General features: G+C 41.5%; 20 protein-coding genes. 7 read left to right on the forward strand and 13 right to left on the reverse strand.

The genetic code is table 11. From position 1 onward, the window contains the following. Positions 1-116: 116 nt before the first annotated feature. The 4 genes from MMU05_RS11970 to MMU05_RS11985 all read right to left on the reverse strand — a co-directional run bounded on the left by MMU05_RS11970 (position 117) and on the right by MMU05_RS11985 (position 4,392). Positions 117-1,568 (reverse strand): arylsulfatase, encoded by a 1,452-nt coding sequence (locus MMU05_RS11970; RefSeq protein WP_241141921.1) that lies wholly within the window; start codon positions 1,566-1,568, stop codon positions 117-119. Positions 1,569-1,621: 53 nt separating this feature from the next. Beyond that, positions 1,622-2,236, reverse strand: a complete 615-nt coding sequence (locus tag MMU05_RS11975; protein ID WP_113925660.1) for a DUF4230 domain-containing protein — start codon at positions 2,234-2,236, stop codon at positions 1,622-1,624. Positions 2,237-2,303: 67 nt separating this feature from the next. After that, a complete protein-coding gene (locus MMU05_RS11980; protein WP_241141922.1) occupies positions 2,304-3,020 on the reverse strand; it encodes a hypothetical protein in 717 nt (238 codons plus the stop codon). Then, positions 3,010-4,392 carry a site-specific DNA-methyltransferase gene (locus tag MMU05_RS11985; protein WP_241141923.1) on the reverse strand — a complete coding sequence of 461 codons (1,383 nt, stop codon included), beginning with the start codon at positions 4,390-4,392 and terminating at the stop codon, positions 3,010-3,012. The genes MMU05_RS11980 and MMU05_RS11985 overlap by 11 nt, the downstream gene beginning before the upstream one ends. A gap of 290 nt (positions 4,393-4,682) precedes the next feature. Between MMU05_RS11985 and MMU05_RS11990 the strand changes: the two genes are divergently transcribed. Then, complete coding sequence (locus tag MMU05_RS11990; protein ID WP_157966150.1) at positions 4,683-4,913, forward strand: hypothetical protein; 231 nt, start codon at positions 4,683-4,685, stop codon at positions 4,911-4,913. A gap of 209 nt (positions 4,914-5,122) precedes the next feature. Here MMU05_RS11990 and MMU05_RS11995 read toward each other — a convergent pair whose 3' ends face one another. Then, complete coding sequence (locus MMU05_RS11995; protein WP_241141924.1) at positions 5,123-6,445, reverse strand: acetylxylan esterase; 1,323 nt, start codon at positions 6,443-6,445, stop codon at positions 5,123-5,125. 331 nt (positions 6,446-6,776) lie between these two features. On the opposite strand from MMU05_RS11995, the gene MMU05_RS12000 reads away from it, so the two are divergent. Beyond that, positions 6,777-8,810, forward strand: coding sequence for a S9 family peptidase (locus tag MMU05_RS12000; protein ID WP_241141925.1), 2,034 nt, complete (start codon positions 6,777-6,779; stop codon positions 8,808-8,810). A gap of 215 nt (positions 8,811-9,025) precedes the next feature. On the opposite strand, the gene MMU05_RS12005 is transcribed toward MMU05_RS12000, so the two are convergent. The 5 genes from MMU05_RS12005 to MMU05_RS12025 form a co-directional block, all read right to left on the reverse strand. Further along, the gene (locus tag MMU05_RS12005) at positions 9,026-9,202 is read right to left on the reverse strand and encodes a hypothetical protein (protein WP_241141926.1); all 177 of its coding nucleotides are present in this window, start codon (positions 9,200-9,202) and stop codon (positions 9,026-9,028) included. Between the two features lie 5 nt (positions 9,203-9,207). Continuing rightward, complete coding sequence (locus MMU05_RS12010) at positions 9,208-9,735, reverse strand: hypothetical protein (protein ID WP_241141927.1); 528 nt, start codon at positions 9,733-9,735, stop codon at positions 9,208-9,210. Between the two features lie 315 nt (positions 9,736-10,050). After that, positions 10,051-10,695, reverse strand: coding sequence for a hypothetical protein (locus MMU05_RS12015; RefSeq protein WP_241141928.1), 645 nt, complete (start codon positions 10,693-10,695; stop codon positions 10,051-10,053). Positions 10,696-11,028: 333 nt separating this feature from the next. Beyond that, positions 11,029-14,298: a S41 family peptidase gene (locus tag MMU05_RS12020; protein ID WP_241141929.1), complete on the reverse strand. Its 3,270-nt coding sequence runs from the start codon at positions 14,296-14,298 to the stop codon at positions 11,029-11,031. A 105-nt stretch (positions 14,299-14,403) separates the two neighbouring features. Then, on the reverse strand, positions 14,404-15,300 hold the full coding sequence (locus MMU05_RS12025) for an alpha/beta hydrolase (protein WP_241141930.1): 897 nt from the start codon (positions 15,298-15,300) through the stop codon (positions 14,404-14,406). 386 nt (positions 15,301-15,686) lie between these two features. Here MMU05_RS12025 and MMU05_RS12030 point away from each other — a divergent pair, with 386 nt between their 5' ends. Beyond that, complete coding sequence (locus MMU05_RS12030) at positions 15,687-15,884, forward strand: type II toxin-antitoxin system VapB family antitoxin (protein WP_241141931.1); 198 nt, start codon at positions 15,687-15,689, stop codon at positions 15,882-15,884. 157 nt (positions 15,885-16,041) lie between these two features. Here MMU05_RS12030 and MMU05_RS12035 read toward each other — a convergent pair whose 3' ends face one another. Continuing rightward, the gene (locus MMU05_RS12035) at positions 16,042-17,469 is read right to left on the reverse strand and encodes a DUF1593 domain-containing protein (protein WP_241141932.1); all 1,428 of its coding nucleotides are present in this window, start codon (positions 17,467-17,469) and stop codon (positions 16,042-16,044) included. A 295-nt stretch (positions 17,470-17,764) separates the two neighbouring features. On the opposite strand from MMU05_RS12035, the gene MMU05_RS12040 reads away from it, so the two are divergent. The 3 genes from MMU05_RS12040 (at position 17,765) to MMU05_RS12050 (ending at position 21,111) form a co-directional block, all read left to right on the forward strand. Continuing rightward, positions 17,765-18,409, forward strand: coding sequence for an outer membrane beta-barrel protein (locus tag MMU05_RS12040; RefSeq protein ID WP_241141933.1), 645 nt, complete (start codon positions 17,765-17,767; stop codon positions 18,407-18,409). Then, positions 18,409-19,911, forward strand: coding sequence for a M43 family zinc metalloprotease (locus MMU05_RS12045; RefSeq protein WP_241141934.1), 1,503 nt, complete (start codon positions 18,409-18,411; stop codon positions 19,909-19,911). Before MMU05_RS12040 ends, MMU05_RS12045 begins: the two co-directional genes overlap by 1 nt. A gap of 162 nt (positions 19,912-20,073) precedes the next feature. Then, positions 20,074-21,111, forward strand: a complete 1,038-nt coding sequence (locus tag MMU05_RS12050; protein WP_241141935.1) for a hypothetical protein — start codon at positions 20,074-20,076, stop codon at positions 21,109-21,111. 20 nt (positions 21,112-21,131) lie between these two features. Here the strand turns inward: MMU05_RS12050 and MMU05_RS12055 are convergent, their stop codons facing one another. Further along, complete coding sequence (locus tag MMU05_RS12055; protein ID WP_241141936.1) at positions 21,132-21,335, reverse strand: hypothetical protein; 204 nt, start codon at positions 21,333-21,335, stop codon at positions 21,132-21,134. 295 nt (positions 21,336-21,630) lie between these two features. Between MMU05_RS12055 and MMU05_RS12060 the strand changes: the two genes are divergently transcribed. Next, the gene (locus tag MMU05_RS12060) at positions 21,631-22,674 is read left to right on the forward strand and encodes a ThuA domain-containing protein (protein WP_241141937.1); all 1,044 of its coding nucleotides are present in this window, start codon (positions 21,631-21,633) and stop codon (positions 22,672-22,674) included. A 126-nt stretch (positions 22,675-22,800) separates the two neighbouring features. Here the strand turns inward: MMU05_RS12060 and MMU05_RS12065 are convergent, their stop codons facing one another. Next, a complete protein-coding gene (locus tag MMU05_RS12065; protein WP_241141938.1) occupies positions 22,801-25,356 on the reverse strand; it encodes a TonB-dependent receptor plug domain-containing protein in 2,556 nt (851 codons plus the stop codon). Positions 25,357-25,443: the final 87 nt, after the last annotated feature.

The following is a 25,443-nucleotide window of genomic DNA, read 5'->3' on the forward strand; positions in this document are numbered from 1 at the left end:
TATTTCGGTCAAAAGCTTTTTGACAGACTCATCATTGCTTCAATTTATCCTTACTGGAATGATTGCGGATAATCATATTAAATAATAAAAACCTTCGGTAAAAGCCGAAGGTTTTTTTATTCAAACAACTTAAAAACAGGATTGGGAACATGTGTCGACTCAAAAAGCTTGGCCATTTCTTTGACCAATTCAGGATTAGAAGTTGCCACATTTCGGGATTCTGAGGGATCATCTTTAAGGTTGTACAGTTCAATGGGAGCATTCCTGTCTTTTTTGACATTCAGCCTGACTGCTTTCCAGTCTCCTTTTCGGATGGCCTGCCTTCCTCCCAATTCGACAAATTCCCAATAGAGGTATTCATGCTGCATTTGGCCTGACTCGCCTTTTAAAGTTGGGACAAATGAGATCCCGTCAATTTTGCTTTCGATTTTTTCCCCTACGATCTCGGCAAAAGTGGGGAAGAAATCCCAAAAAGCTGAAACATGGTCTGTCTGTGTTCCAGCCTTAGTCTGACCCGGCCATTTCACAATCAGTGAAGTCCGGATTCCTCCTTCATACAAATCTCTTTTATAACCTCTTCTCCCTGCATTGCTTTGGAAAAAATCCGGGTCATTGCCGCCTTCCTGATGTGGTCCGTTGTCTGAAGCAAAAATAATGATGGTGTTTTCAGTCAATCCGAGTTCTTCGAGTTTTTGGATAATCTCTCCGACCTGTCTGTCCAATTGCTCCACCATGGAGGCATATACGGCTCGGGGATATTCCACTGACTGATAGCCGGGAATAATGATTTCCGGACCATAGTCATGTCCTTTTGGCGCGAGATACGGTTTTTCATCCCCAAACTTCTCTCTATACTTTTTCAATAAGACAGTGTCGGATGTCGCCAACTCGGCATGTGGCGTCACCATAGGCACGAACATAAAGAATGGTTTGTCTTTATTGTTTTCGATAAATTGTAAGGATTCTTGATGGATGACTTCCGGCGCATAGGTGGTTTTGTTGGTCCAGTCATTCCCTTCTAGCTTCACCTTTTGATTGTTGTCCCAAAGGTATTCAGGATAGTAGCGGTGGGCATAGCGTTGACAATTGTACCCAAAGAACTTGTCGAAACCTTGATTGTTGGGATCGCCTGAAGTCCCGATAAAACCCAATCCCCACTTACCAAATGCTCCGGTGGCGTAGCAAGCCTTTTTCATCATTTTTGGAATGGTCATGATGCTATCAGGCATCGGATATTGCCCTTCAGGTTGTACTTCAAAATTCCCCCTGATCGGTGTATGCCCGGTATGCAATCCTGTCATCAAAGCTGACCGCGACGGTGCGCAAACAGTTGCTCCGGAATAGTGATTGGTAAAAAGCATTCCATTCCTAGCAAGTTTGTCAATATTCGGAGTTTCGATTTTTGTTTGCCCTGTTACCCCCAAGTCTCCATAGCCAAGGTCATCGGCAAGAATAAAAATGATGTTGGGTTTCGCGGATTCTATTTCCTCTATGGATTTTTCTTTGCTTTGTCCACAGGAAATCAAACCAATGACCAGAAATAAGAAAAGGAAGAATTGAAGTTTCATAATTCAGTCTTAGTTCAGGAAAATAAATATTATGGAAATAAAGTCACCATTCCTTAACGCTTCAAATTTTTCATTTGCTCCGGGTTCTCAATGATGACTTCATTGTACATCAGCGTCCAGCCCATGGATTTGGTGAGTACGTAGATATTGACCAACTCGCTCATCAGTCTCTCTTGGGCATTGTCCTTGAGGCCTGAGGATTCTATTTTCTTGCGGAATTGGGCCGTCACAGTGTTCTTGATTTTATTGTAATCATTGGCTTCAAATTTATTGAAGTAATCCTGCGTCACGTCGTAATATTCGATTTCAGGATAGATATTGATGACGGGTTCCGGGATTTTGGTGATTACCACCGTCTTGTTGTCCTCATCAATCCTCGTTTCCAACTGCCTCAGGTCATATTCAACCGTCGCTTTGGCGTTTGCCACAACCAAGGCTTTTTTGTCCGAAGTGACGATATCCAAAAAAAGATTCTGTGAATTTTTGAAAGTAAATACTTGTGAAAAGTACCCTTCTGTCACAATCAGTTTTCCAACATTTTGGATTTGTTGCTGAATCATGGCCGAATTGGCGAGGATCTCGTCTTTGTTTTCCCTTTTTCCTACAAAATACCAGATACTGCCAAGTACCAAAAGCGCCGCAATAAAGCCGAAAATAAACCTGTTCATGATCAAAGATTTTGCTTAAAGTTGGGGAAAATTAAGTGCGTTTACAAAGAAATTTGGAGGATCTAAATCAAATAGATTTTAAGAAATGGATCAGTTCAACAGGTTTGTTTGATTCCAGAATCCTGCAGGACCAAAACTCCCGCTTTGACTTCTGAAAAGTCCAAGTCCTCTCTCTTTCTACCAACAGATTTATCCTTTTCACCAAAGTAATTTTATCAATCCAACCTACAAAAAACAAGTCCGTCTTGTACCGCTTGGCACAAAAAGCATCATACAGGTATTTAGGATCTTTAAGGCCCAAATCAACCATTAAAGCCTTTAGCCAATCATCTTTTGCTTTTCTCCTTTGGTTGAAAAAAACCTGCAAGTGAATATCCCCTCTAAGGTTTTCGATTTTCTCTTCCCTTTTGATCAGCTTGAGATCTCGGTTTAGAACAGCATTCTTAACCGTTTGGTCGGCATCGGGAACCAAAGATGTTTTGAGTTCAATGTTTTTGCTTTTGTATACAAAATCGATATCCACCTGATCGTCTTCCAAAATCAGGTTGGTTTTTTCAACTTCAATTCCATTTTCCTTCAGCCATTTTTTGATTGCGAATTCCCCCAAGTATCCACGCAACATGCAGTCAAACTGGATGTTTGGATGACGGAAACGGAGATTGTCCAATTCCGAAATATTGGTATTTTCAATTGCTTTTTGGATCGATTCGAGGATTTCTGATTCGGTCAGAGGAAGGTGAAGGATATGCTCGAAACTGACCATTTCTGTTTTCTCAAGATTCAAAAATGTGACTTTCTTCCTGGTGGTTTTCTTTTGCTTTCTCCAAAAATCCGGTTTTGAAATATTTAAGATTCTGTGCAATCGGATCATGAAGTTTTTTGGTACCCTGATAGCCTTGGATGACTTTGGAAACGCGGGTATAGGTCACTTCTTCGCAGATATTGTTCTCATTGTTGGTACAGAGGATAAATTGTCTTTTGCCGCTATCCGATTCGTTGGCCTTCAAAACTGCATGCCCGGTCGTCCCCGATCCTGCAAAAAAGTCCAGCACGGTGATTTCTTTGGATTCAAACAAATCGATACAAAACCTGATCAAGCCTATCGGTTTGGGGAATTTGAAAATACTTTGCGCCACCACTTCATTCAGTTCCTGACTTCCTTCCGAATTCAAAAACTGGATCAAAGCCCGGTAGGGAAGCTGCCGCTCTCGCCGCCTATTCAGGTTGTCGACAAATTGGTACTGTTTGATATAGACTTTCCATTGCTTGTTGGTTTTTTTGAATACGATAAAATCGTTTTCAATTCCCCATTTCAATTTGTCCTGATTCCACCTCCAAGTGTTGGGCTTCCCAAATTTTCCTCCCGATAACATCTCTGTCCCATCGGGCGCGGCAATCACATAATCCATACTTTCACTATAGGAACCTCGGTAATCCAAATCACGGAGGTAATATTTCCCCCTAAACTCCACATGTGCGTCCGAAAGCCTATACTTCTTGTCACTTTCCACATCGAGCTTCTCCTTAGCAAACTTCAATTCGGCTTTATTTTTTGCGAAGCAAAGCATGTAATCAAACTCCACTGCTACCTGACCGCTGTCGTGACCGGAACCTGCTTTATTTTTTCTGACAAATTGGGCTACAAAATTTTCCTCCCCAAAAATCTCCTGACAGAGCAACTTCAGCTGTGCAATCTCATTGTCATCGATGGAAATAAAAATCGCACCAGAGCTTTTCAAAAGATTTTTAGCTAAGTTCAGTCGCTTCCACATAAAAGAAAGCCACTTGCTGTGTCGATACCCGTCATGGATATCCACATAGCGGTCATTGTACAGAAACTCGTTTTCTTTACCGGTGTTGTAAGGCGGATCTATGTAAATGAGGTCAATCTTGCCCTGATGGGTCTGATTTAAAACTGTAAGTGAGTGAAAATTGTCGCCTTCGATCAGCATATGGGTGGGCTGATCGACACTGTTGAAAATCTCCCTGTCTTGGATTTCCTGCAATACCGGAATTTTATCCTGAATTTCAGCAACCACTTTTTCGGGTTCCTTTTCTTCCTCCCATACCAATCCATACTTCCTGCTTCTGTCCAAGTGGTGGATCATTTCAAGAAGTTGTTCTTTGGAAAGGTTACTGTAATCAGATTTACTCATTCAGATGGTTTTCTAAATTGAAACACTAAAAATACAATTAATTCCCAAAAGCCCTTGGTGTAGATTAAAAATAGCCGTTATCCCTTGGGATTACTAAAAAATGCATGGTTTTTGCAACATAGGTAAAAGTTAATTATTTGAGGAAAAGATTGGGTTTAACCAATTTCGACCGGAAATACTTTCAGTCCTTAACAAAACATTGGGTAACATGAATTGTAACTGTTTTGTGATTAAATTAGTGAATGTTTAACCGCAGTCTCAGAAAAACGGACTGCACAAATATAAAAGTCATGTCACAGCTATTGAATTCAATATTTAGAATCGCCAAAAAAAGCCTCAAAACCGTTGAGCCTGCCGTGATGCTATTTTCAGGTACATACCTGTTGACACAGGGCATTCAAAATAAAAATCTTCCGATGGGTCTTGCCGGAGGAATGCTCGTCTTCCGAGGAGGATTAGACTTGGGCAAAGTCATTGAAGAAAGTGATTTGAAAGAATTAGAGGCGGAAAAAATCAAATAGTCCATCCATTCAATATCGGTCTGTAGTCCACTTTGACTGTCTTTGACCCTCCAAACCTAGTCTCTGATGTTTCTCCCAAGAAACAACAGTTTCATTATTTTGAGTAAAACAATCTCCCGCATCTATCTCGATCTCATTGAATCTTTCTTTTATGAAACCGAAACAGCTGCGGGAGTATTTATGTGTAATTACTTTTTGCAGTCGTAAACTCATTTTCCAAACTTTCCAAAAATCCAGTCATCAGCTTTTTTGCCTTGCTCCGGATAAGTCCAATGTCCGGTTTCCGGCACGACAAAAACATCTTTTGAAGCCTTGATTTCATTGAAAGCGGAATAGTAAGAAGTCGGAGGACAAGTGTCATCATTGTATCCCCAAGTGTAAAATCCGGGGGTTTTGAGAATTCTTGCAAAATTGACCACATCATAATAACCGATGGTTTCAATGACTTCGGGTTTGTTGAATTTCTGTAAATTATTACCGGCAAAAACATGGGGCCAACCTCCTGCCCTTCCTTCGAGATATCCTGTCATGTCACTCATCGCCGGATACATGGCAGTGAGGAATTTGATCCGGGGATCCAACGCCGCTGTAATGATTGACAACGCGCCACCCTGACTTCCTCCTTGGATACCTAGATTTTTGCCGTCATACTCCGGTAGGGAAACCAAAAAGTCAACCGCACGGATACATCCCAAGTAAACACGCTTATAATAATACAGGTCTTTGTCCCAAATATTAAAAGTCGGATAACCATTCAGAGCCGCAGAACCAAGGTTGTTGTAAACTTCCTGATTCATGTCAATCGGAATTCCATGGATTCCGATCTGCAAGGTAATCGCGCCACGGACAGATTTGTTGGCGTCACCAAAGTAAGGCCTGATACCTGCACCGGGGACCAACAAAACAGCAGGATACTTAGCGCCGCCCTTCGGTACAGTCAAGACGCCATAAATTCGGCTGTTTCGCACATTTTGAAAATTGACATGATATACATCCACTTGGTCTGTGCTTCTTTCAGGTTGGTGGATCATCTTGGCATCCATCGGGATTTTGGCAAGTTCAGCTTTTCCTGTATTCCAAAAATCCTCAAAATCCTTTGGCATTTTGACGGTAGGTTTGATATTTTCAGGTTCAAATCCTGCAGTTCCGATCCCTCTGTATTCCTTTCCATCAATGGTCGCAAATACTTCACATCTGAGAAATCCGGGATTCTTCATAGTGAATTTTTCGATGGTTGCCTTTCCATCTTTCAGTTTCAAGGAGCCTTCTTTGATCGGATCCATTTTTTCTTCTTTGACTACATAGCGGACATTTTCTACAGCTACAGGTCGGCCTGATTGGGTGACGGACACGGAGAATTCCACATTTTGGCCTGTTTTATAGGTCCAATCCTCCCGGTCCGGAACTACAGAGATTTCGAGAAACTGCCTTGGGATCTGGGAAAAAGATTCAAAAGAAATGCTAAAGCAAAGCAGAAGCAGCATTCCAAAATGGAAATGCAGGTTTGGTTTGAAAGTTGATTTTTGATACATGGTCATTTTGGTTTGTCGAAGTAATATACTTTGAAATATGGTTGCTTGCAATTCTTAACCTTTGTCAATAATAAGGCAATTAGATACTCATCGATATTGAGATATTTTTTGATATTGCTCCAGCTCTCAATTTTTTCTTTAACATTTACTGTCCCTGATAAAGCTTATTTTGTACTTCTTTTAATCATCTCAAAGAATTTGAAAGGAACCTTATTATTCTTTTTTTCAACACTTGTTGTGATGTTTCATTTTAGGCTATTAAAAAGGAATGCATTATCTTATATTCAATTTCAATAAAATCAAAATGTCATCTATCAGCCAAACATCCGTTATGAAACGCATAATAAGCCACTTACCCATTTTATTACTCCTTTTTTCCTTTGAGACTTTTGGACAGACAAAATCCAACCTGACACTTTTGGATCTTTTTGATCTGGAATATGTCTCAGATCCGCAGATTTCACCGGATGGCAGCAAGATCATCTATGTCCGCAATTTCAAGGATATCATGACGGACAGCGACTTGTCCAATCTCTGGATAGTCAATTTTGACGGGAGTCAAAACAGGCCGCTGACCCAAGGCAATCAGCGGGATTTTATGCCGAGGTGGTCACATGACGGCAGCAAGATTGTATTCAAATCCAACATGCAGGATGAGAAAATGAAGCTTTATCTAATGTGGCTGGATACAAAAGAAACCGTTGCATTGACCAATTCGGCGATTGCACCCGGAGAAGTGTCATGGTCCGGGGACGACAAACAACTGGCGTTTTCCATGTTTGTCCCAAAAGAAAACAAGTCAACATTGCTTAAAATCCCTACCAAACCTGAGGGAGCAAAATGGAACGATGCGCCGATTTACATCGATCAGATGGTTTACAGGAGCGATGGTGCGGGCTACTTAAAAAGCGGGAACACACAAATTTTTACTTTGGGAATCGACGGCGGAAAACCTACCCAACTCACTTTTTCTGAATTGAACCATGGAAATCCAATTTGGTCCAAAGACGGAAAGTCTCTCATCTTTTCTGCAAACCTCCACGAAAAGCACGAGCTCGAACCATTGAATTCCGAAGTTTACCAACTCACCCTTTCTGATGGAAAAATTAATCCTTTGACCAAAAGATTTGGTCCGGATTCTAATCCTGTATTGTCTCCTGATGGCAGCAAAATCGCCTATTTGGGATTTGATGACAGGTTTCAGGGATATCAAGTGACCAAACTCTATGTAATGAATGCCGACGGAACAGATTCCAAAATGCTCGGTGGGGATCTTGACCGAGATATTGAAAATATCATTTGGGAAGGAAACAGCAGGGGAATCTATTTCCAATATGGCGAACATGGCGATATCAAAATAGGCCATGTTGCACTTACGGGAAAAGTACGGACCATCACTGAGGGACTTGGTGGCTTGGATTTGGGAAGGCCATACGTTGTGGGCCAATTTACAGTTTCAGCGAACAACAGATTTGCCTATACTTTGGGAGGAACAGAGCATCCTGCGGATTTAGGTACTTGGGGAGATGGAAATACCAACAGGCTTACTAGCGTCAATGAGGATTTATTCAATTCAAGAAAAATTGGAAAAGTAGAAGAAATCTGGTGGGAATCGTCTTTTGACAAAAGGAAAGTTCAGGGATGGATCATCACACCGCCTGATTTTGACCCAAACAAAAAATACCCGATGATCCTCGAAATCCACGGAGGTCCATTCACGATGTACGGCAAATCATTTACCTATGAATTGCAGGAGATGGCTGCTGCAGGTTATGTCGTCCTCTATACCAATCCTAGAGGTAGCACCGGATATGGAGAAGAATTTGGAAACCTCATCCACCACAATTATCCGAGCAACGATTATGATGACTTGATGTCCGGCGTGGATGCGGTAATTGCCAAAGGCTACATCGATACCAAAAATCTGTTTGTCACAGGAGGAAGTGGCGGAGGTGTTTTGACCGCTTGGATTATTGGAAAAACAGACCGATTCAAAGCTGCCGTAGTTGCCAAGCCTGTCATCAATTGGTATAGCCATGCCCTCTATGCTGATAATCCGGCGTTCTTTACCAAGTACTGGTTCCCAGGAAAACCTTGGGAAGAAACCGAAAATTATATGAAGCGCTCCCCGATCTCCTTGGTCGGCAATGTCAAAACGCCGACCATGTTGCTGACAGGAGAATCAGATTTCAGAACCCCGATCGGAGAATCTGAGCAATACTATGCCGCGTTGAAGTTAGAAGAAGTCGAAACAGCCATGGTCAGAATCCCCAATGCTTCGCATGGATTGGTAGACAGACCAAGTATGCTGATGAGCAAAGTGGCTGCGATTCTAAGCTGGTTTGACCATTATAAAGAGAAGTAACCTCTAGGCGTAGTTACAAACTACGCCTTTTTATGATTTTTAATTTGTAACTCTACCTTTTCAACAATAACTTAAAATTGTTTTGATATAGCAAGATTTCCAATCAAATTAGAAGGATAATAGGGCGGAGTTACATGCCGATAGCGATTGGCATCCACCCAATTCATCATCAATCGTTAAAAACCTCCCAAGTGGGGATTTTTTTGCCCTGATCGCTATGCCAATGATTTTGTCCGCTCCGCTGCACTTTTCCTTTTCTTTTCGCTCGGGTTGGTCGCTGCCTGTTTCTTTTTGGCAAAAAAATCTTGAAGCGCTGCTTCCTCTTCACTTGTCAGAGAAGTGTCTTGCCCACCAATAAAATCAACTTCCAATGCTTCTTTTCGTGTCTTCATAATGGTCAATTTTTAAAGTATTTGTCGATAAGTTTCAATGCGGATTTTGTTTCGATAATCATCACTCTTCCTCCAAAGTGGAATGCGCCAAGTGTCTTTTCATAATGATCGATAAGTTGGGTCTTGGAAATGAACGAAACGTTGCCTTCATGTCCTCTTTGAAACGACAGTCTGCAAACAAAGGCTACCAAATTTCCTGCGACACCTGCATATACTTTTGATTTTCCTTTGTTGAATGGAGCATTTTTGACCAAATGCATGTAAACGTGGTCGCTCTTTACCTCCACACTGATAAGTCCTTGGATAATTTCCGGATTGTGGACAATTGTCAGTTTGTATGTCTCTCGTTTGGGATTTATAAATTCTTTTTTCCAGTCGAAAAGCCAGCCTTTTTTCTTGCTGATAGTTTTCAAGTCTTGATTTGTCAAGACCGATATATCAGTGGGAAAGCTGTCGCCCGTTATTACATTCTCAATAGAGTTGGTCAATTTGTCGATTACAAAACTGAGACCTTTACTTGACTTGTATTTCACCAAGCCAATTTACGAAAAAATACACTGATTAACATTGGCATTTGGGTGATATGTGGACCGAATTCGTTTCCAATATTTAATCGTTTTTATTTCTTCACTTGAGCGAGTTTAGTGTTGATGCTAATCGTAGTAGGTTTGAAACTGCGCCATATTTCAATTTTGATCCCGTAATTGTAGTGGATGGAAAGGAAAAAAGGGTGGAATTTCAAATTACACACAAGTCGTAGTTTGGATCATCCTACACGAGGATGTGAGGCCTTAAACCGAAACTATAGAACTTTTCCAAAGTTCGAAACTTTGGAAAAGTTAAGACCGCTATAAAGCAAAACCCTGATTTTCCCATCGTGACAAAATCAGATTCTCCCTGATCAGTTTTTTGATCGCAGGAATATTGGCATAGTCAACGTTCTTGCTTTCAAAAAATACGGGGAGATCTGTCATAAGGGTAATCACCTGATCCAGTTCAGTATCCTTAATCCCCGATTTCAACAATTGCCTCCTGAGCTCGACCATCAGCGCCAAAAGGCTCCAATTCTGAAAATCCCCATTGAGGAAATCGCCCTTTTTCCCTGAAGATTTATCCAAACCCAAGGCGATTTCACGTACATCGTCTATACTTGCCGTGACAAGAATCTGGGAATTTTCACCTTTTTTATCGCTAAGTTCATCGATAAAATATATCACCCGATTAAACTTGTAGCTGATTTCCAAATCCAGTTTTTCCACCAATTCGGTTCGGGATTTTTTGTCTTCTTTCTTGTCTTTATAATCATCATAGGCCACCACCCCACCGGAGAGAAAAACAGCAGACAATATCCAAAGGCCGAGTTTGCTGTTGAAAAAATAGATCACTTTCCCCCATCCTATCTTTTTGTCAGCTTCATTTTGAAGTTTTTCCCTGACCTCAAACCGGCAAGTTTCCCTTAATCTGATGAGTTCTTTTTCTTCTTCTGACAACATATTAAAATCAATTTTTGGATTATTGATTTGAATTTATTGGAAAAAAAATTAGAGTTAAATGAATATTTGCCAATAATCCAAAAATCCTTACCAATCAGGAAGGAAAACCCTGTTGTAAAAAAAATCCCAATTCCGGCAAGGGTGGATCTTGCCGGAATTGGGATTGATAAAACAATTTATTTTTATTATAGTACGATTTATGGTAACTATCCAAATAAAACTCGGGTTGAGGTTCAATTGCACAAGCTGTGGACTGTCGGCTATCGACTATGGTCGATTATCCGCAAGTCATAGGCTTGATTTGGATATACCGGGAAAGAGCGGATAATCATATTACTTCTTCTTAATTCCTTTCGCCGTCCTGTCTTCATAGGCCGGCGCAGGAGTCATGGTAGATGGATGGGTAGGAATGAGTTTCAATACTTCCTGCACTACCCTTTCCATCTGCGGATCTCTCCCCTGCATCATCAGGTTAGGGTCATCCCATACGACGATATCCGGGCTAACACCTTCTCCTTCCCAAAACCAATGTCCGGCATTGTCATACAACCTGGCATCCGGAACGGTGATTCCTCCACCATCTATCAATTGATGTCCTGTAGCAGGCCCGACCAAAATCCCGAGTGTATTTTCTCCGACAATAGGCCCTGCTTTCAACACCTTGAAAGCCCAAGGAAGTCCATCACCACCGGAACCTGCCCAACCGTTGATCAACATCCCCATCGGTCCGGTATTGGCTTTGATGGGGTTGGTATGGTCACGGCCATGTCTCCAATGCAGGTTGTAGACTACCGGTCTTTGGAGCAATTCCAAAAATCTGTCTGCCAATTGCCCTCCCCCATTGAATCTTTCATCGATGATAAATCCTTTTTTGTCCAATTGGCCATAATACATACTGACCAATTCCCGCTGACCGTCACCTGCAGTATTGGACATGTAGACATAGCCAAGTTGTCCGTCCGAAAGCTTCTCGACAAGTTTTCTGTTATTCTCCAGCCATTCTAGGTATCTGAGGTTTGACTCTTCGCCCGGCGAAAGACAGGTGATGACCACGTCTTTGCTTGATTCAGTATTACCGGATTTACTTCCGACTGTCAAGGAAACAGTCTTTCCGCTCAAACCTTCAAATGCCGCATAAGGATCTTTGTTGGGATCTAGCTTGATGCCATTAACAGCAATAATGTAATCCCCTTCCTTCACCTCGATTCCGGATCTGTCAAAAGGCGACCTGACTTCGGTATTCCAGGCAGCGGGTTTTACAATCCTCTTTATTTTATATCGTTCTCCGTCTTTAGCCCACTCGATTCCAAGAAATCCTGTCATCAATGGAGTGACTGATTCAACATCTCCTCCATTGGTATAGGTATGGCCTGCGGCAAGTTCCGCCTGCATGTTGGATTGGATATTGGTAATGTCCCAACGTGTTCTGGCATCTTTGATCAAAGCTCCATAACGCTTCCTCATATCGTCCCAATCCACGCCCTGCATATTTGGATCGTAGAAGAAATCCCTGTAGCGTCTCCAGGTATCATTGAAAATCTGATTCCATTCTTCCCTCGCCACCCAATTCATCACAAGACCGGTGGTTGGAATTGGCTTTTCCATTTTTTGTGCTGAATTCGCAGCTATGATACCAAACTGACCATTGCTAGAAATCAAAATGGATTTGCCGTCAGCAGATACTTCATAATTGTTCACCTTGTCCAAAATGGTTTTCTCTTCCCTTTCCTTGAAATCATAATACATCAAAGTCGAGCCATTGTCACCCGAACCGGTTCTTGGGTACCGCATGAAAACCAATTTGTCGTCAATCGCTGTCATCTTTCCAAAATTCCCCGGCTTGACAGGAAGGATTACCACCCTAGACTCCAATCCATCAAAATCAATGGATACCTGAACGCCATTGGCTTTTTTCTCTTCAGGTTTCTTTTCGTCAGGCTTCTTGTCGGTAGTTACCGTAATGGTGTCATTTTTTGGGGCCAAAAGAGAAGCTACAGATTTGCTTAAGCTGATTGCCCCAATTTGGGTCGCGTTGGGATATACCCATGTGCCGTCACCCAAAGCTGAGTAAACAGGTTCCATATTCCGGTTGGTCTGGAAAAAGAGGTGTTTACCATCCTTGCTAAAAGTCGGAGAATCATCTGAATAATACCCTGAAGTCGCCTGAGTCAATTTGCTCCCTTCCACATCATAGATGAAAATGGCGGTATTGGCATTTTCAAGACCAATCGGAAATGTCACATACTTAGAATCGGGAGACCAAGAGATCGGGAATCCCGGGGCTCCACCATGTCCGATGACCCAATGGGTATTACCTGCTTTTTTGATCTGACCCGACACCGCATCTACTATGGAGATATCGTGCTTTTCATCTATGAAAGCTAATTTTTTGCTATCAGGAGACCAATGCAAGGTGTATCCAAATCCACCTTTTCGGTCGGTCAATTTTTTGGCTTGCTGATTTCCTTGGGAACTTTGAAGGTATATTTCATATTCCCCTGATCGGTCACTCCAATAGGCAACTGATTTGCCATCAGGAGACCAAGAAGGGCTGTGGTCCAAAGCACCGCTTGATTGGGTCATGTTGAGGGTGAAACCTTCCTTCGAAGGGACATTGAACAGCTCGCCTCTAGCCTGAAAAACAACCCTTTTGGCATCCGGTGAAATGGTCATATTGGCGATGTTTTTGCTCACATCTTTTTGTTGGGCCATTTCAACAGATAGGTCACTGACCACGTGAACATCTACTTTTTTGTAGTTTTTGGTAGCAAGGTCCATCAGGTACAGGTCGCCTCCCATTTCAAAAACCAATTCCTTTTCACTTGCTGATAGGTAAGAAATATCAAAATCCTTGAAATTAGTTAGCTGGGAAAGGGCTTTGGTTTTGGTATCATAAGCCCAGATATTCAGTCTCATGTCGGGATTTTCATCCGAAAGGAAATAAACCGTGGTTCCCGACCAAGCCGGTTTGCCATCAATGGCTATCCTGTTGGTGACATTTTCGACCTTTTTGGAAGCCAAGTCATAGATCAGGATATCGGAGTTGTTGCCGCTACGGATTCTTTTGAAAGGATAACTTTCAGTGATTTTGGTGATGTAAGCCAATTGCTTTCCGTCAGGGGAAAAACTCGCCAATTCCCCATAAGGCAAAGGCAACTTTTCAGGAAATCCACCTTCTTTGTTGACAAGAAAAAACTGGTTCAATAACCTGCGACCGCCAAGTTCTCCTGTAGAACCAATAAGTAATTGCTTCCCATCAGGATGCCAGTCGATCATGCGGTCAGGGAAGGACTTGTATGTTACCCGGGTTGGTACGCCACCGGTAACAGGCATCATGAACACATCAAGATTACCATTATAGCTCGCTGAAAAGGCAATGGATTTTCCATCAGGGGAAAATCTCGGCCAGGATTCCTCCCCCGGAGAATTTGTCAATTGAGTTGCCATTCCTCCCGCTTTGGGAACAGTCCAGATATCTCCGCCAAATACAAAGGCAATCTGGGAATCAGAGACATCCATATACCGCATCAACTTCGCATTGATCTGGGCTATGGAAGGTGAGACGCTACAGATCAAAAAGAGTAATGTGAAAATTTTTTTCATAGTGGTTTGGGTTTTGGTATTTCTCAAAAGTTAGAAATTAAACATGGTTTTTTAAAAACCTTGGTCTGAAAATGGGAGATTTTGGGACAGAAATGAAAAAAGGCCTTAAAAGGCCTTCATCCATTTTTCGACATCATCCATCCATCGGACTTCAGAAGTGGGATTGATCATACCATAACCATGTCCCCCTTTTTCGAAGTAGGTATGGGAAACGGAAACATTATTTTGCTTCAACGCCGCTTCAAAAAGGTAAGAGTTTTCAATTTTGACAGGATCATCTTTGGCATGGACTAGGTAGGTGGGAGGCGTTTCGGCGGTGACTTGCTTGTCATTGGAATAAAGGTCGATCATGCCTTGTGGCGGTTTTTCCCCGATCAGGTTTTTGGATGAACCACTGTGACCCACTTCTTTGTCAAAGGTAATCACAGGATACACCAAGACAATAAAATCCGGCCTCAGACTGGTTTTCTTTGGATTTTCGATTACTTCCCGTTTGAAATGTGTGCCGGCAGTAGAAGCCAAATGACCCCCTGCCGAGAAGCCCATGATTCCAATCTGATCTGGTTTTACATTCCATTTGGCTGCATTTTCCCGGACCATTTGGATAGCACGCTGTGCATCCTGAAGCGGCCCGATGCTTTTGTCCTCCATGGCCAATCCATTTGGCAACCTGTATTTCAATACAAAAGCAGCCACTCCCCTTTTGGCAAATTCCTTTGCCACATCATGGCCTTCATGCCCTGCCGCCAACAACCAATATCCACCACCGGGACAAATGATGATGGCTTTTCCTGTTGCCGTTTCTTTGGACGGAAGATAAGCAGTCAGTGTGGGGACGGTTACTTTGCTGATGATCAAAATCCCATCATCCCTCACCTCAGAAGTTTCCACATTGGGCACGTCCTTGGAATTGGGAATCGGTCCCTCATATAAAGGCATTTCGGTTTGGGAGAAAAGCAAAGAAGACATCAGACAAAAGCAAAAAAGGAAAAGGTATTTCATATTTCGGTTAATTTGGAAGGGTTCAATTCACGGATTTACGCTCTTTTTCCAGTAAACCTATATTCTTCTTCATGGGGACGGAAGACGGAAGTCGGAAGACCGATGTACCGGATATTTCAGTCCGCAGACAAGAATTTAAATGGATATCCAATCTACTGGCATAATTGTGTACATTCATTTTACAATTTAATCTGAATATTTAATAAGTCTAAAAGCATTATTACTAAGGGAAAATAATTATCAAAACATAAGCCAAATTTCAAGAATTTACATCCTCGATCAAGGGAATAAGAACAAAACCACTAGCTACTTCCAGACCTTGGAGTCACTTTCCGATTTTAAAATGAAAATAATTTGGGATAACTTTAGCCCTCAACTCCATCAAAATGAAAATAACTGTTAACCTCCCAAAAGAACTCATTGAGGAAGCGAAAATAATCTCAGGCAATGAAGATTTGAATGATCTCATTATTCAATCGTTAAATGAGAAAATTAAATCACACAAGAGGAAAGCACTCCTCTCTTTTGAAGGGAAAGTGGATTTGAATATTTTTTTAGATGACTTACGAAAGCGTAATCGCTAATTATTTTCTATACTTCTTCATTGCATGTCACAATAACCAGGTTGGTTTGAAGTACAAAATAAGCTACCATGGTCTGTGGACTGGTTGCTATGGACGATTATCCGCATCAGAATTGACTCAAATAAACCTACATGCATTCCTGCGGATAATCATTTTTTCAATTCCCCAACACCACTCTTCTATAAGATACCAAAGAAGGGCTACCTGAATCCTCTACTTCGAGGATAATGTGCAAGGTTTGGCCCTCACTCAATTCAGGCATGACAAATTCAATGTCCATGGCATGCGGATCGAATAATTCCAGGTCTCCGGTGTAAGCGCCCGCTTCCCTGTATATCCACCACTTAAACCTGATTTGGTCTCCGTCGGGATCCATGCTTCCTTTTGCAGAAAGTTTGACAGTTTTTCCAGATTCAACTTTGCCAAATGCCAAAGATTTTCCTTTGTTTCCGTTAAGAACAACGACAGGATTGTGGTTGGCTTTTTTGAAATCATCGGCGGTGTTCCAGTCCATCCTTGCCGCAAAATCATGCTGATACGCCTTTCTCCATCTCCAGATCGTCACCTGATTGGATGCTTCCTTCCTGCCATCGGCCAGGGTGATTTCATCTTGGGTATTGATCGATGATGTCCAGATTTTATCCTTTTCTCCATAAGACTGCCACCATTCATATCGCCCGGCCCAGCCGCCATAAGTGGGGCTTTTGTACCATCCCAAACCGTTATTGATCAATCCAAAAAATGAAGGGGTATCACCTTCCATGATATAAATCACATCAAGGTAATTGGCACCCAAAGGACCGTGGTTTTCCTTGATATTGGCATTCAACCATGGATTGTCGACCAACTCAAAATCAACCATTGGGGCATTTTTGTACCAACGGTCCCCTGCTATTCCTGTCCAGGTGGCTTTGTAATATTCCCTCCAATTGTCTCCCGCACTTGCATCCACGATATAAAAGATTCCAGGAAAATTATTCCTGACCCAAGGACCAGCAAAGTCCTGATCAGAGATGGCATATACCCGGAGTTTGGAAACAAATTTTGTGACCTCTGCTTCAGACCTGGTATTTTTTACTTTCCAAAGCGCCTGTGCCAGACAATTTGCCCCGCCCCAAACAGAAACCCATAGTGGCCTGTCGTCGACTCTGTCCACAGCTTTGATCAGCATTTCCGAGCCGGGAGAATCTTTGCCCTCGCCCACTCCTTCCATGCTATACAACGGAAGATGCTGCGTCGTCACGCTGAGCAGATAGTCCATGGTTGGAAATCCGGCAGCATGTTTGTCGAGGTTTGATTTGACTTTTCCGTAGTTCCGTACCAATTCTTCGATTTTGTCTTTTCGGATTCCGTTTCTCAAATGGGTAGAAGTAGTAGCCACGATTCCCTCGATGTCATATTCATTGGAATATACCAGCAACCGTACTAAGGACTGTTGGTCGTCCGGTTCATTGGTGATGTCTGTGAGGACAAAAAGCCGCTGCTTGATTGGTTCTTCGAAAGTAAGTGCTGACTGTGCAACCAGAATATGATTTACAGAAAACAGGAAAGTAAAAGCGATGAGGAAGAATGATCTTTGCCGCATGGAGATTTTAGGGATTTGTTTGAATTTTAAGACAGCCACAATTTACATAAAAACGGAAATTTATTTGGTAAAAATAGATATAAACAAAATCTATCTAACTCTTCAATCTCTCTTCAGAACTTTTTTTAAACTAAACCAGCTCTCCAAGCGGAATTTCAAATCCAATTCAATAGTTTAGGGTTTTTATTAGATTTGTTTGGTTTGGTATTCCGGAATATGCTTCGAAATAAATTACAGACCTGATGAATTGAAAAACAAAGCTTGAATGAAATTCGCCAATATGAAATGTCTCCCAATGAAAAAACCTTTTGCACTTCTTCTTTTCATGATATGCCTTGTCATGTCAGGATTCGAGGCAAAAGCTGAAAGTCAGAATGACAGCATTCCTGAGAAAACACGTGAAATGAAAATGGGAATCCGGTTTTCTCCTTCTCTCAATTTCTTTGATTATGGCGATTTGTCTTTTGGCCAGGTGGCTTCCGATTATAAAATCGGAGCGGCATTGGGAATGGTCTTCGATTGGAAAATGAGCGAATACAATCGCATCAGACTCGAGCCTTATCTCGAATACCAAAACATCAACAACAACTCCATCAATCCGGATATCGAAGCAGTCACCTCTTTTAGCAATTTGTCTTTCGGATTGGATGCGATTCCTTTGGTATTGACCTATGGAGGAAAATATAAAGGGACGCTATCGTTTGGAGGCTTTGCGAAATATGTCCTGAACAGCTCCCAAAGCACGACTTTGAACGGAAATCCCGTCAATAACTTCAATGTCGAAATCAACAAACTCCAATATGGACTCTCTTTTGGTGCAGGGGCTTATCTTGGAAAAAGGCTGATAGAGTTTAGGTATTATCAGTCTCTCAATGATTTTGTAAACAGTCCTGTTGTTCCCAACAGTATCAATCAGGTCCAACTCATTCTTGTATACTAATGAAAAAGATCCATATACTCCACAGTTTTTGGGTGCTATTGCTTTTCAATTCCTGTATGACAGACAGGGAATCTGAAAATTCATTTTACCTCAATCAGATCAACAGAATTCAATTGATCTCCTCCAAGACAATATTTTTTACCGAAAATCTCCAAGAAGATCTTAACCTGACCGTCAGCTTTTTTGACAGGGACAATAGGCCTTTTTTAAACAACATTGATGTTCCTTATGTGATCTATCTTGGTGATTCGGTGATCAAAAAGCCTAAACTTGATCTTGCCCGACCCGGCAAATACAATCTTCGGGTGATGTTCCCTACGAGAGAACATACATTTAGCAATGAGGTAGAATTGGAAGTTGTCACGGGAGATTATATTTCAGAACTGGTTTTGGATTTTTCCACCGAGACCCGAAATGAATTTACCTTAGCCAACAAAGAACCTTATGATTTTACGCTGAGGGCCATCGGGCCTAATGGCGAAATACCGGGAGTGGCTGATCAAATGCTAAGAAACCTCAATCTTAAGGTTGGTAATACAAATGCAACCCGTTTAACGAATGTTGTTATTGACCAATTGGGATTGTTAGAGGTGCAGGCCTCTGTTTTCGGGGTAAACAGCAATATTCTCAAAATCAATTCGCGTGAAGACATTTCCTATCCGATAAAAGAATTTCAGGTAGTATTCCATGTTTTTTCAAATATCTATAGCCCGACTACTGCCCAATTTGAAAATGAAATAAATAATGCAAATTTGGCTTTTGGAGGAGGAGTTCGAACATCTTTCCGCAGAAACTTAAATGCTGTAGATACCGGTTTCCGTTTTAAACTTGCCGACAAAAATCCTGATGGTAGTCTTATGGAAACAAAAGGAGTAAATAGGATCATTACTGATCAGGTATTCCAAGATGCAGAAGACGATGAATTGTACATCCTTAAGTTCAATTCCATGTGGGACCCTAATCAATATATAAATGTATTTATAGAAGACCTTAGTAGCATAGATGCTTTAGGTTATGCATTTCTGCCTTTTTTAACAGAACCTATTGTAGGAGGGCTTGTTGGGAATTTTCCTCCAGAAACAGAATTATTTTATCCTATTAGTATAACATTAGACAAAAAACTATTTGATGGGCAAGTTAATTTGAAAGATGCTCTATCTCACGAAATTGGCCACTATCTAGGTTTGCGCCATACTTTTCAGGATTGTCAAACCGGAGATTATTGCGAGGACACCCCATCCCATGTCCGTCCTTCAAATCCATCAATAGCATGGAGCAACAATAGAATGAACTGTTCAAATGCGCCTTTTATTTCAACAAATTTTATGGACTATGTCATCACTTGGGACAATTTCACCTTTGATCAAAAAGAAAGAATGGTCAAGGTATATGAAAACGCATTGTTTATGCCCAAAGACTTCAATGCCCCGGATGCGAGGCTGAAGCCTTTTATGCGAGGACAGCTTGACCCTAGCATCAAGCCAATTATCTGTAACTTCTAATTGGATTAGGATTCCAAGTTTGGTTAGGGTGGATTGATATAAATACCGTTTGTGGCTATGGGTTTTGGTAAATCCGATTTTGCCAAAAATGGGATCGATTTGAGAAAAATCAAAATGAAATGGATTGCTTAGATTCTATTTTTGTGTTTATATTGGTACTCTATGGCAAGATTTTTCCGCAATATCCGGCAGCAACTTTTAGTCGAAAACAGGTTTACCCGATACCTCATTTACGCCATTGGTGAGATTTTTTTGGTAGTGGTAGGGATCATGATTGCAGTGAATTTCAATAACCAAAACAATGACAAAAAAACCAAAGCGGAGACAGTCAGGCTGATCGCAGACCTCGAAAAAGGATTGAAAACCAATCAGTTTTTGCTTGATCGGTTCACCGGCAGGTTTGATGCACAGGATTCTTTGATGGGGTTGCTGATTGATGGGAAACTGACGGAGGAGAACTTCAGACGCAACAGAATTCTGAATGACCTGATGGGCAACAGTACCCAATATGCCTGGCTCCAAGATGAGAATATCATCACTATCCTCCAAAAAGAAAGGGATTTTGATCCTTCCTATAACCAACTCATCAAGCTGATAAAATCATACAAAACAAGACTCGATGACTTGGAAAAAACCGCCGAGGAATTGAATGAACTTTCCAATTGGAATGAGAAATTCATGGCGGATAATTTTGATTGGTATTCCGGTACGACAATAGAAGACCGGGACAAGAAGATCCAATACTTCCTCCAAGACCCATTTTACAAGAACCGGCTGAGCCTTTTTCGAAAAAAATTCGGTAACCAGATTTCCCATATCACGTCTATGGGCGCCATCCGTGCGGCCATTATGGGAGAAATAAAACGTTTGAACGAGGGAATCACCAATGCGCAATTGGGTGAATTTTTTAAGTCTCTCGGCATGAATCCGTTTCCCGAATTGGACTGCTCCGAACTGAACCGGGAGTGGGAAGGAAGTTTTTCGGGATTGTCTTTTTTCCTTTTCTTCAATGGAACCGATGAAACTGTCACCATATACCGCCTCAGAGAAAATGTGGATGCCTGGGAATCGTTCAAAATCAATCCGGGAGAATATGAAATCTTTGGTCAGGTACCGGGCCGTGGATTTATGATTGGTTCACCCGATTCCTGTCAGAAATTGTTTGTAGCCAAAAAACGAGGATATCTATTGATTGAGTAGGGCTTTAAAATATCAAGATATCAATTAAAGTCATCTGCTATAAACTCCACAAGGTGCTTTCCTGATCCAAAAATCATCGGTTCTTGATTTTTTTTCCCCGGACTTAGTTGCTTTTTCAAAGTCAGGATTTTACTCAAAGAATTTGGATCATTCAACTTAGTTATCCATTCGATCAGTTCTATTTTTATTGTATCTGCATCCATTTTATTTTCAGTAGTTCTCAATTTTCATAAAAGTGAAATTAATTCCATTGGCTAATTCAAAGATTTGTTTTTGCGTTGTTGCACTTGAATATGAATTATTTTGCCTTTTTCTTTTATGGGTCAAATCAAATTTAAGTAATTTATTGAATGTTAACCTTCTATCTAGACCTTAAATCCAAGGATATGGTTTACTTTAATTTTTGATTTTATTGACCACTTTTAATTCCCATCAAATTTTTCTTTTTTCAAACCCACTTTCAAAGTATCTTTTGGAAAGTGAAAAGATCCTGAAATTTCCATAAAACCAAATAACCCTATGTCAACTCAAATCGTGGTTTCCCCAAAGTATTTTTCCAAATATTTATTCTTAAGCCTAACCTTTTTCCTGATCTTCTCCATCAGTTGTCAGGCACAGCAGGGCAAAACATGGTTGCAGTTTGAAGGAAAATCAGGTCCCGGTAAAGGAAAACATATCGTCCTTGTCAGCGGCGATGATGAATACCGCTCTGAGGAAGGGATGCCCATGTTGGGTAAATTATTGGCGGAACATTATGGGTTTACCTGCACGGTCTTGTTCCCGATCGAACCGGAGACAGGCAATATCGTCCCTTCTTACCAAAACAACATTCCCGGATTGGAACATTTGGCAAAGGCCGATCTGATGATTCTACTCACCAGATTCCGAGAATTGCCGGATGAGCAGACCAAATATTTCCACGACTTCATCATGGCAGGCAAACCGATCATAGGAATGCGGACTGCAACCCATGCTTTCCACTACGAAAAAAACAAAAACAGTCCCTATGCCAAATATGATTGGAGAAACAAAAGTGCAGGTTGGGAAGGAGGATTCGGGCAAAAAATTCTCGGAGAAACTTGGGTAGCCCACCATGGCGAACATGCCAAAGAAGGCGCGCGTGCGCTGATCGACGGTCCCGCACAACTTGCAGACCATCCTATCCTTCGTGGAGTCAATGATATTTGGGCGGCTTCGGATGTGTATACTGTAAAGAACCTGACTAAGGATGCGCAAGTGCTCGTCTATGGCCAACCCACCAAAGGCATGACTCCCGATACTCCTTTGATCTGGGAAAAATCTGTGATGCCTATGGCTTGGACCAAAGATTATCAGGTAGAGGGAGGCAAAAAAGGAAAAGTATTTGCCACTACGATGGGAGCTTCGGTGGATTTGCAAAGTGACGACCTGAGGAGATTGATTGTCAATGCGGTTTTTTGGGGATTGGATATGTCGGACCAAATCACACCTGACCTGAACGTGTCCATCGTTGGTAAATACGAACCCACCATGTTTGGATTTGGAACTTTCAGAAAAGGAATGAAAGTAGAGGATTTTAAGTGAATAAAGACAGGAGATATGAGACTTGAGATTTGAGACCCAATTGCCAAGAAATGGAAGATGAAACTGTAAAAACCATCAACCAATCGAAAAGGCTTTTATTAGTCATCTCGACGAAGGAGGGATCATTTAAAAATTCACCTGATAGGAAACAGTAAAGGCCCTCGAAGGCAGCCAAGTATTAGCCCCGTCAATACCCGAAGAATAATAGTGGTCATAATATTCAATGTGCTCATCCGATTGCCATATCGGCCGGGCACTTATTCTTGCCTCAGGATCAGCAGCGGAATAGGCAGTAATGTAAAACAGGTTATTGGCTATCAGGGATATTTTGCTAGACACTTTTTTATTCTTTATCAAAAAATCTAAATCCCTTGAAACAGAAAGGTAGTGAAGGGAAATGAATCCGGATTTTTCGATAAAGTAACTACTGAACCTGTTATAATCTGTCAGTCCCTGATCTTTAAGATTTTGAAAAGAACGCAGTACATTTTGGTTGGAAAGTGTCACCCCTCCATACCACAGGTTGGTTTCATTGGCATTGACATGTCCAAAAACTCCCCTAAAGAAGGCATCCAAATGCCATTTTTTCCATTGCAGCTGATGGTTCCAACCCATCCACCATTTGGGCACAGTCTGACCTTGAGGTACATAATTTTTCCTCAAATCCTGTTGGTTGTTGTCCTGTTGCAGGATCCATTGTCCTGTATTGCGGTCAATACCCAAAAACTCAAGCGCCCTTCCTGTCCCGATCTGCTCCCCTGTCCTGAGGGTATTGTATTCGTAATGAGAACCAAATCCGATAGCCCTTGTCACCCCCACGTCATATCCTTCGAGACTCGTGAATTCAGCATCCAAGTCTTTCCATTCGGAATTTAGGAATGTGGCATTGATACTGCTTTGGTAAAATACGTTACCGATTTTTACCGCATTTAACCCGATAACCCACTCCGAACCTCTATTCCTTATTTCCCCAAAATTCTGATACGTACTAGGATAATAGGCATTCCAGTCCGTGTAATCCCAATCATATGCCCGCATCAGATTGATAAAATCCGAAGAACGGCTCGTAAAGAACCTCAGTTCAGCAAACAATTTATTTTCAAGGAAAGAACCCCTTCCGCCTATTTCCCACTGATAGGTATCTTCCCACTTCAAATCTGGGTTGGCATAATGGGTGATTCGAGGAGAAGGCTCAATTTGCAATATGGTTTGGCTCAGTCCGGTCCGGTCAGGAATCAACCCGGTATGGGAATAGGATGTAAAAACCTGAAATTTTGGACTGAGACGGTATTTCAGATCCATTCCGAAAAATTGCCCCCAACCTGCATTTTCACCCAAATTAGAAGAACTTTCCGGTTGGTAGAGGAAGTCAAAGTATAATCTTTCCTTCCAATTGGAATGGATAAAGAAACCCAAGGCATTTAAAGTATATTCCCCGTACTGAGGATTCAAAGTTTGCTCTATGATCGTATTCTCTGGTTCAAATGGCCTGATTAGATTGGTGCCTGTTTGGTCATAGCGTATCTTTTGAGAGGTAAAACGGATACCCGGATTGAAAGTAAAGTCATTGGTTTGGATCAAATAATCGGATGAAAATTCCATAAAAGTGCGGTCATCTTCTCTTTTTTTACTTGTCTGAAAAGTCCCTGCCTCATTGCTTAAAACCATAATTCCGTCAAAAATAAACTGGTCTTTCATTGTCCCAACTTTGCCTATTCTTCCACTGATTGTCCATTGGGGAAAAGGATTGGCAGTAATATTTGCCTGAAACATTTCCATTTTGGAATCTAATGTGTTTTGATCCGCATTCATTCTCAGCCAAGGATTTCCTCTAAACCCTGTGTAAGTATTTACTTGCTGATCCAATGCAAAAGTAGGGTTCATCCCTACTACCGCCTGAAAAAAATAAGAATTGCCTATATCGGAATCTCTGTCCACAACCAAAGTTGAAACCCCCGCCTTGACTTTATTTTTCAAAAAAGAATAATCAAGGGCACCATAAATACTTAACTGCTTGAAACCGGTCTCCTTTTGGATACCTGCCACATTACGATGACTGAGGATTACTTTGGAATTCAGATTGCCTGTCCGGTAACCGAGTTTCAGACCTGTATTGGTTGACCAAGCCGTTTGTGTCAACGCTTCCAACCAATCCGTATCGCTGTTTCCAAAAAATGTACCCGGCGGCGCCTGATTCCTATATTCCTGTGCATTTAGGTTGTCATAGGGTCTTTGGTAGTTTTCCATGCTGACATTTTGAAGAAAGGTTACCGAAAGCCCTTCCCTCCCATTATTGGAAATTGTAGCATCAAAAACTCCGGCGGCAGCTTGCAAACCCATTTGTGCCAATTGACTCCCTCTGCGAACACTCATCGAATCTATCAAAAAAGGATCTACCATATGCCAAGCCAAACCGGGCATTCCATCCAACATCAACATCGGCTGCATTCTACCGAGAAAAGTATGGTAACCACGGTAAATCATATCAAAGTTGCCATTGGGATTTGATCCCGGTCTTGAGACCAAGAGTCCCGGAATCTGACTCTGTATGGCCTGCGGCAAAGAAAGAATCAAGCCCTGATTGAATGGTTTTTGCTCCATCCTGAGGCTGTCAGATTCTTGTGCTTTGAGTGAAAAAGCAAATTGTAAAAGGCCAATTGAAATAATCAAAAACCGAAGCATTTTTATTTGGGTTTATTTTGGGAACTGAAATTAAATATAGGCTTTTTAGTTGATTTTTTTCACAAAGAAGTAATTTGAATTTCTTAT

It is taken from the genome of Cognataquiflexum rubidum (assembly GCF_022538115.1).
Classification (GTDB): Bacteria; Bacteroidota; Bacteroidia; order Cytophagales; family Cyclobacteriaceae; genus Cognataquiflexum; species Cognataquiflexum rubidum.

Bases quoted from the DNA above. Each gene is read 5' to 3' on its own strand.
- MMU05_RS11970 (WP_241141921.1), bottom strand. From the start codon at position 1,568: ATGAAACTTCAATTCTTCCTTTTCTTATTTCTGGTCATTGGTTTGATT.
- MMU05_RS11975 (WP_113925660.1), bottom strand. From the start codon at position 2,236: ATGAACAGGTTTATTTTCGGCTTTATTGCGGCGCTTTTGGTACTTGGC.
- MMU05_RS11985 (WP_241141923.1), bottom strand. From the start codon at position 4,392: ATGAGTAAATCTGATTACAGTAACCTTTCCAAAGAACAACTTCTTGAA.
- MMU05_RS11990 (WP_157966150.1), top strand. From the start codon at position 4,683: ATGTCACAGCTATTGAATTCAATATTTAGAATCGCCAAAAAAAGCCTC.
- MMU05_RS11995 (WP_241141924.1), bottom strand. From the start codon at position 6,445: ATGTATCAAAAATCAACTTTCAAACCAAACCTGCATTTCCATTTTGGA.
- MMU05_RS12000 (WP_241141925.1), top strand. From the start codon at position 6,777: ATGAAACGCATAATAAGCCACTTACCCATTTTATTACTCCTTTTTTCC.
- MMU05_RS12005 (WP_241141926.1), bottom strand. From the start codon at position 9,202: ATGAAGACACGAAAAGAAGCATTGGAAGTTGATTTTATTGGTGGGCAA.
- MMU05_RS12015 (WP_241141928.1), bottom strand. From the start codon at position 10,695: ATGTTGTCAGAAGAAGAAAAAGAACTCATCAGATTAAGGGAAACTTGC.
- MMU05_RS12020 (WP_241141929.1), bottom strand. From the start codon at position 14,298: ATGAAAAAAATTTTCACATTACTCTTTTTGATCTGTAGCGTCTCACCT.
- MMU05_RS12025 (WP_241141930.1), bottom strand. From the start codon at position 15,300: ATGAAATACCTTTTCCTTTTTTGCTTTTGTCTGATGTCTTCTTTGCTT.
- MMU05_RS12030 (WP_241141931.1), top strand. From the start codon at position 15,687: ATGAAAATAACTGTTAACCTCCCAAAAGAACTCATTGAGGAAGCGAAA.
- MMU05_RS12035 (WP_241141932.1), bottom strand. From the start codon at position 17,469: ATGCGGCAAAGATCATTCTTCCTCATCGCTTTTACTTTCCTGTTTTCT.
- MMU05_RS12040 (WP_241141933.1), top strand. From the start codon at position 17,765: ATGAAAAAACCTTTTGCACTTCTTCTTTTCATGATATGCCTTGTCATG.
- MMU05_RS12045 (WP_241141934.1), top strand. From the start codon at position 18,409: ATGAAAAAGATCCATATACTCCACAGTTTTTGGGTGCTATTGCTTTTC.
- MMU05_RS12050 (WP_241141935.1), top strand. From the start codon at position 20,074: ATGGCAAGATTTTTCCGCAATATCCGGCAGCAACTTTTAGTCGAAAAC.
- MMU05_RS12060 (WP_241141937.1), top strand. From the start codon at position 21,631: ATGTCAACTCAAATCGTGGTTTCCCCAAAGTATTTTTCCAAATATTTA.
- MMU05_RS12065 (WP_241141938.1), bottom strand. From the start codon at position 25,356: ATGCTTCGGTTTTTGATTATTTCAATTGGCCTTTTACAATTTGCTTTT.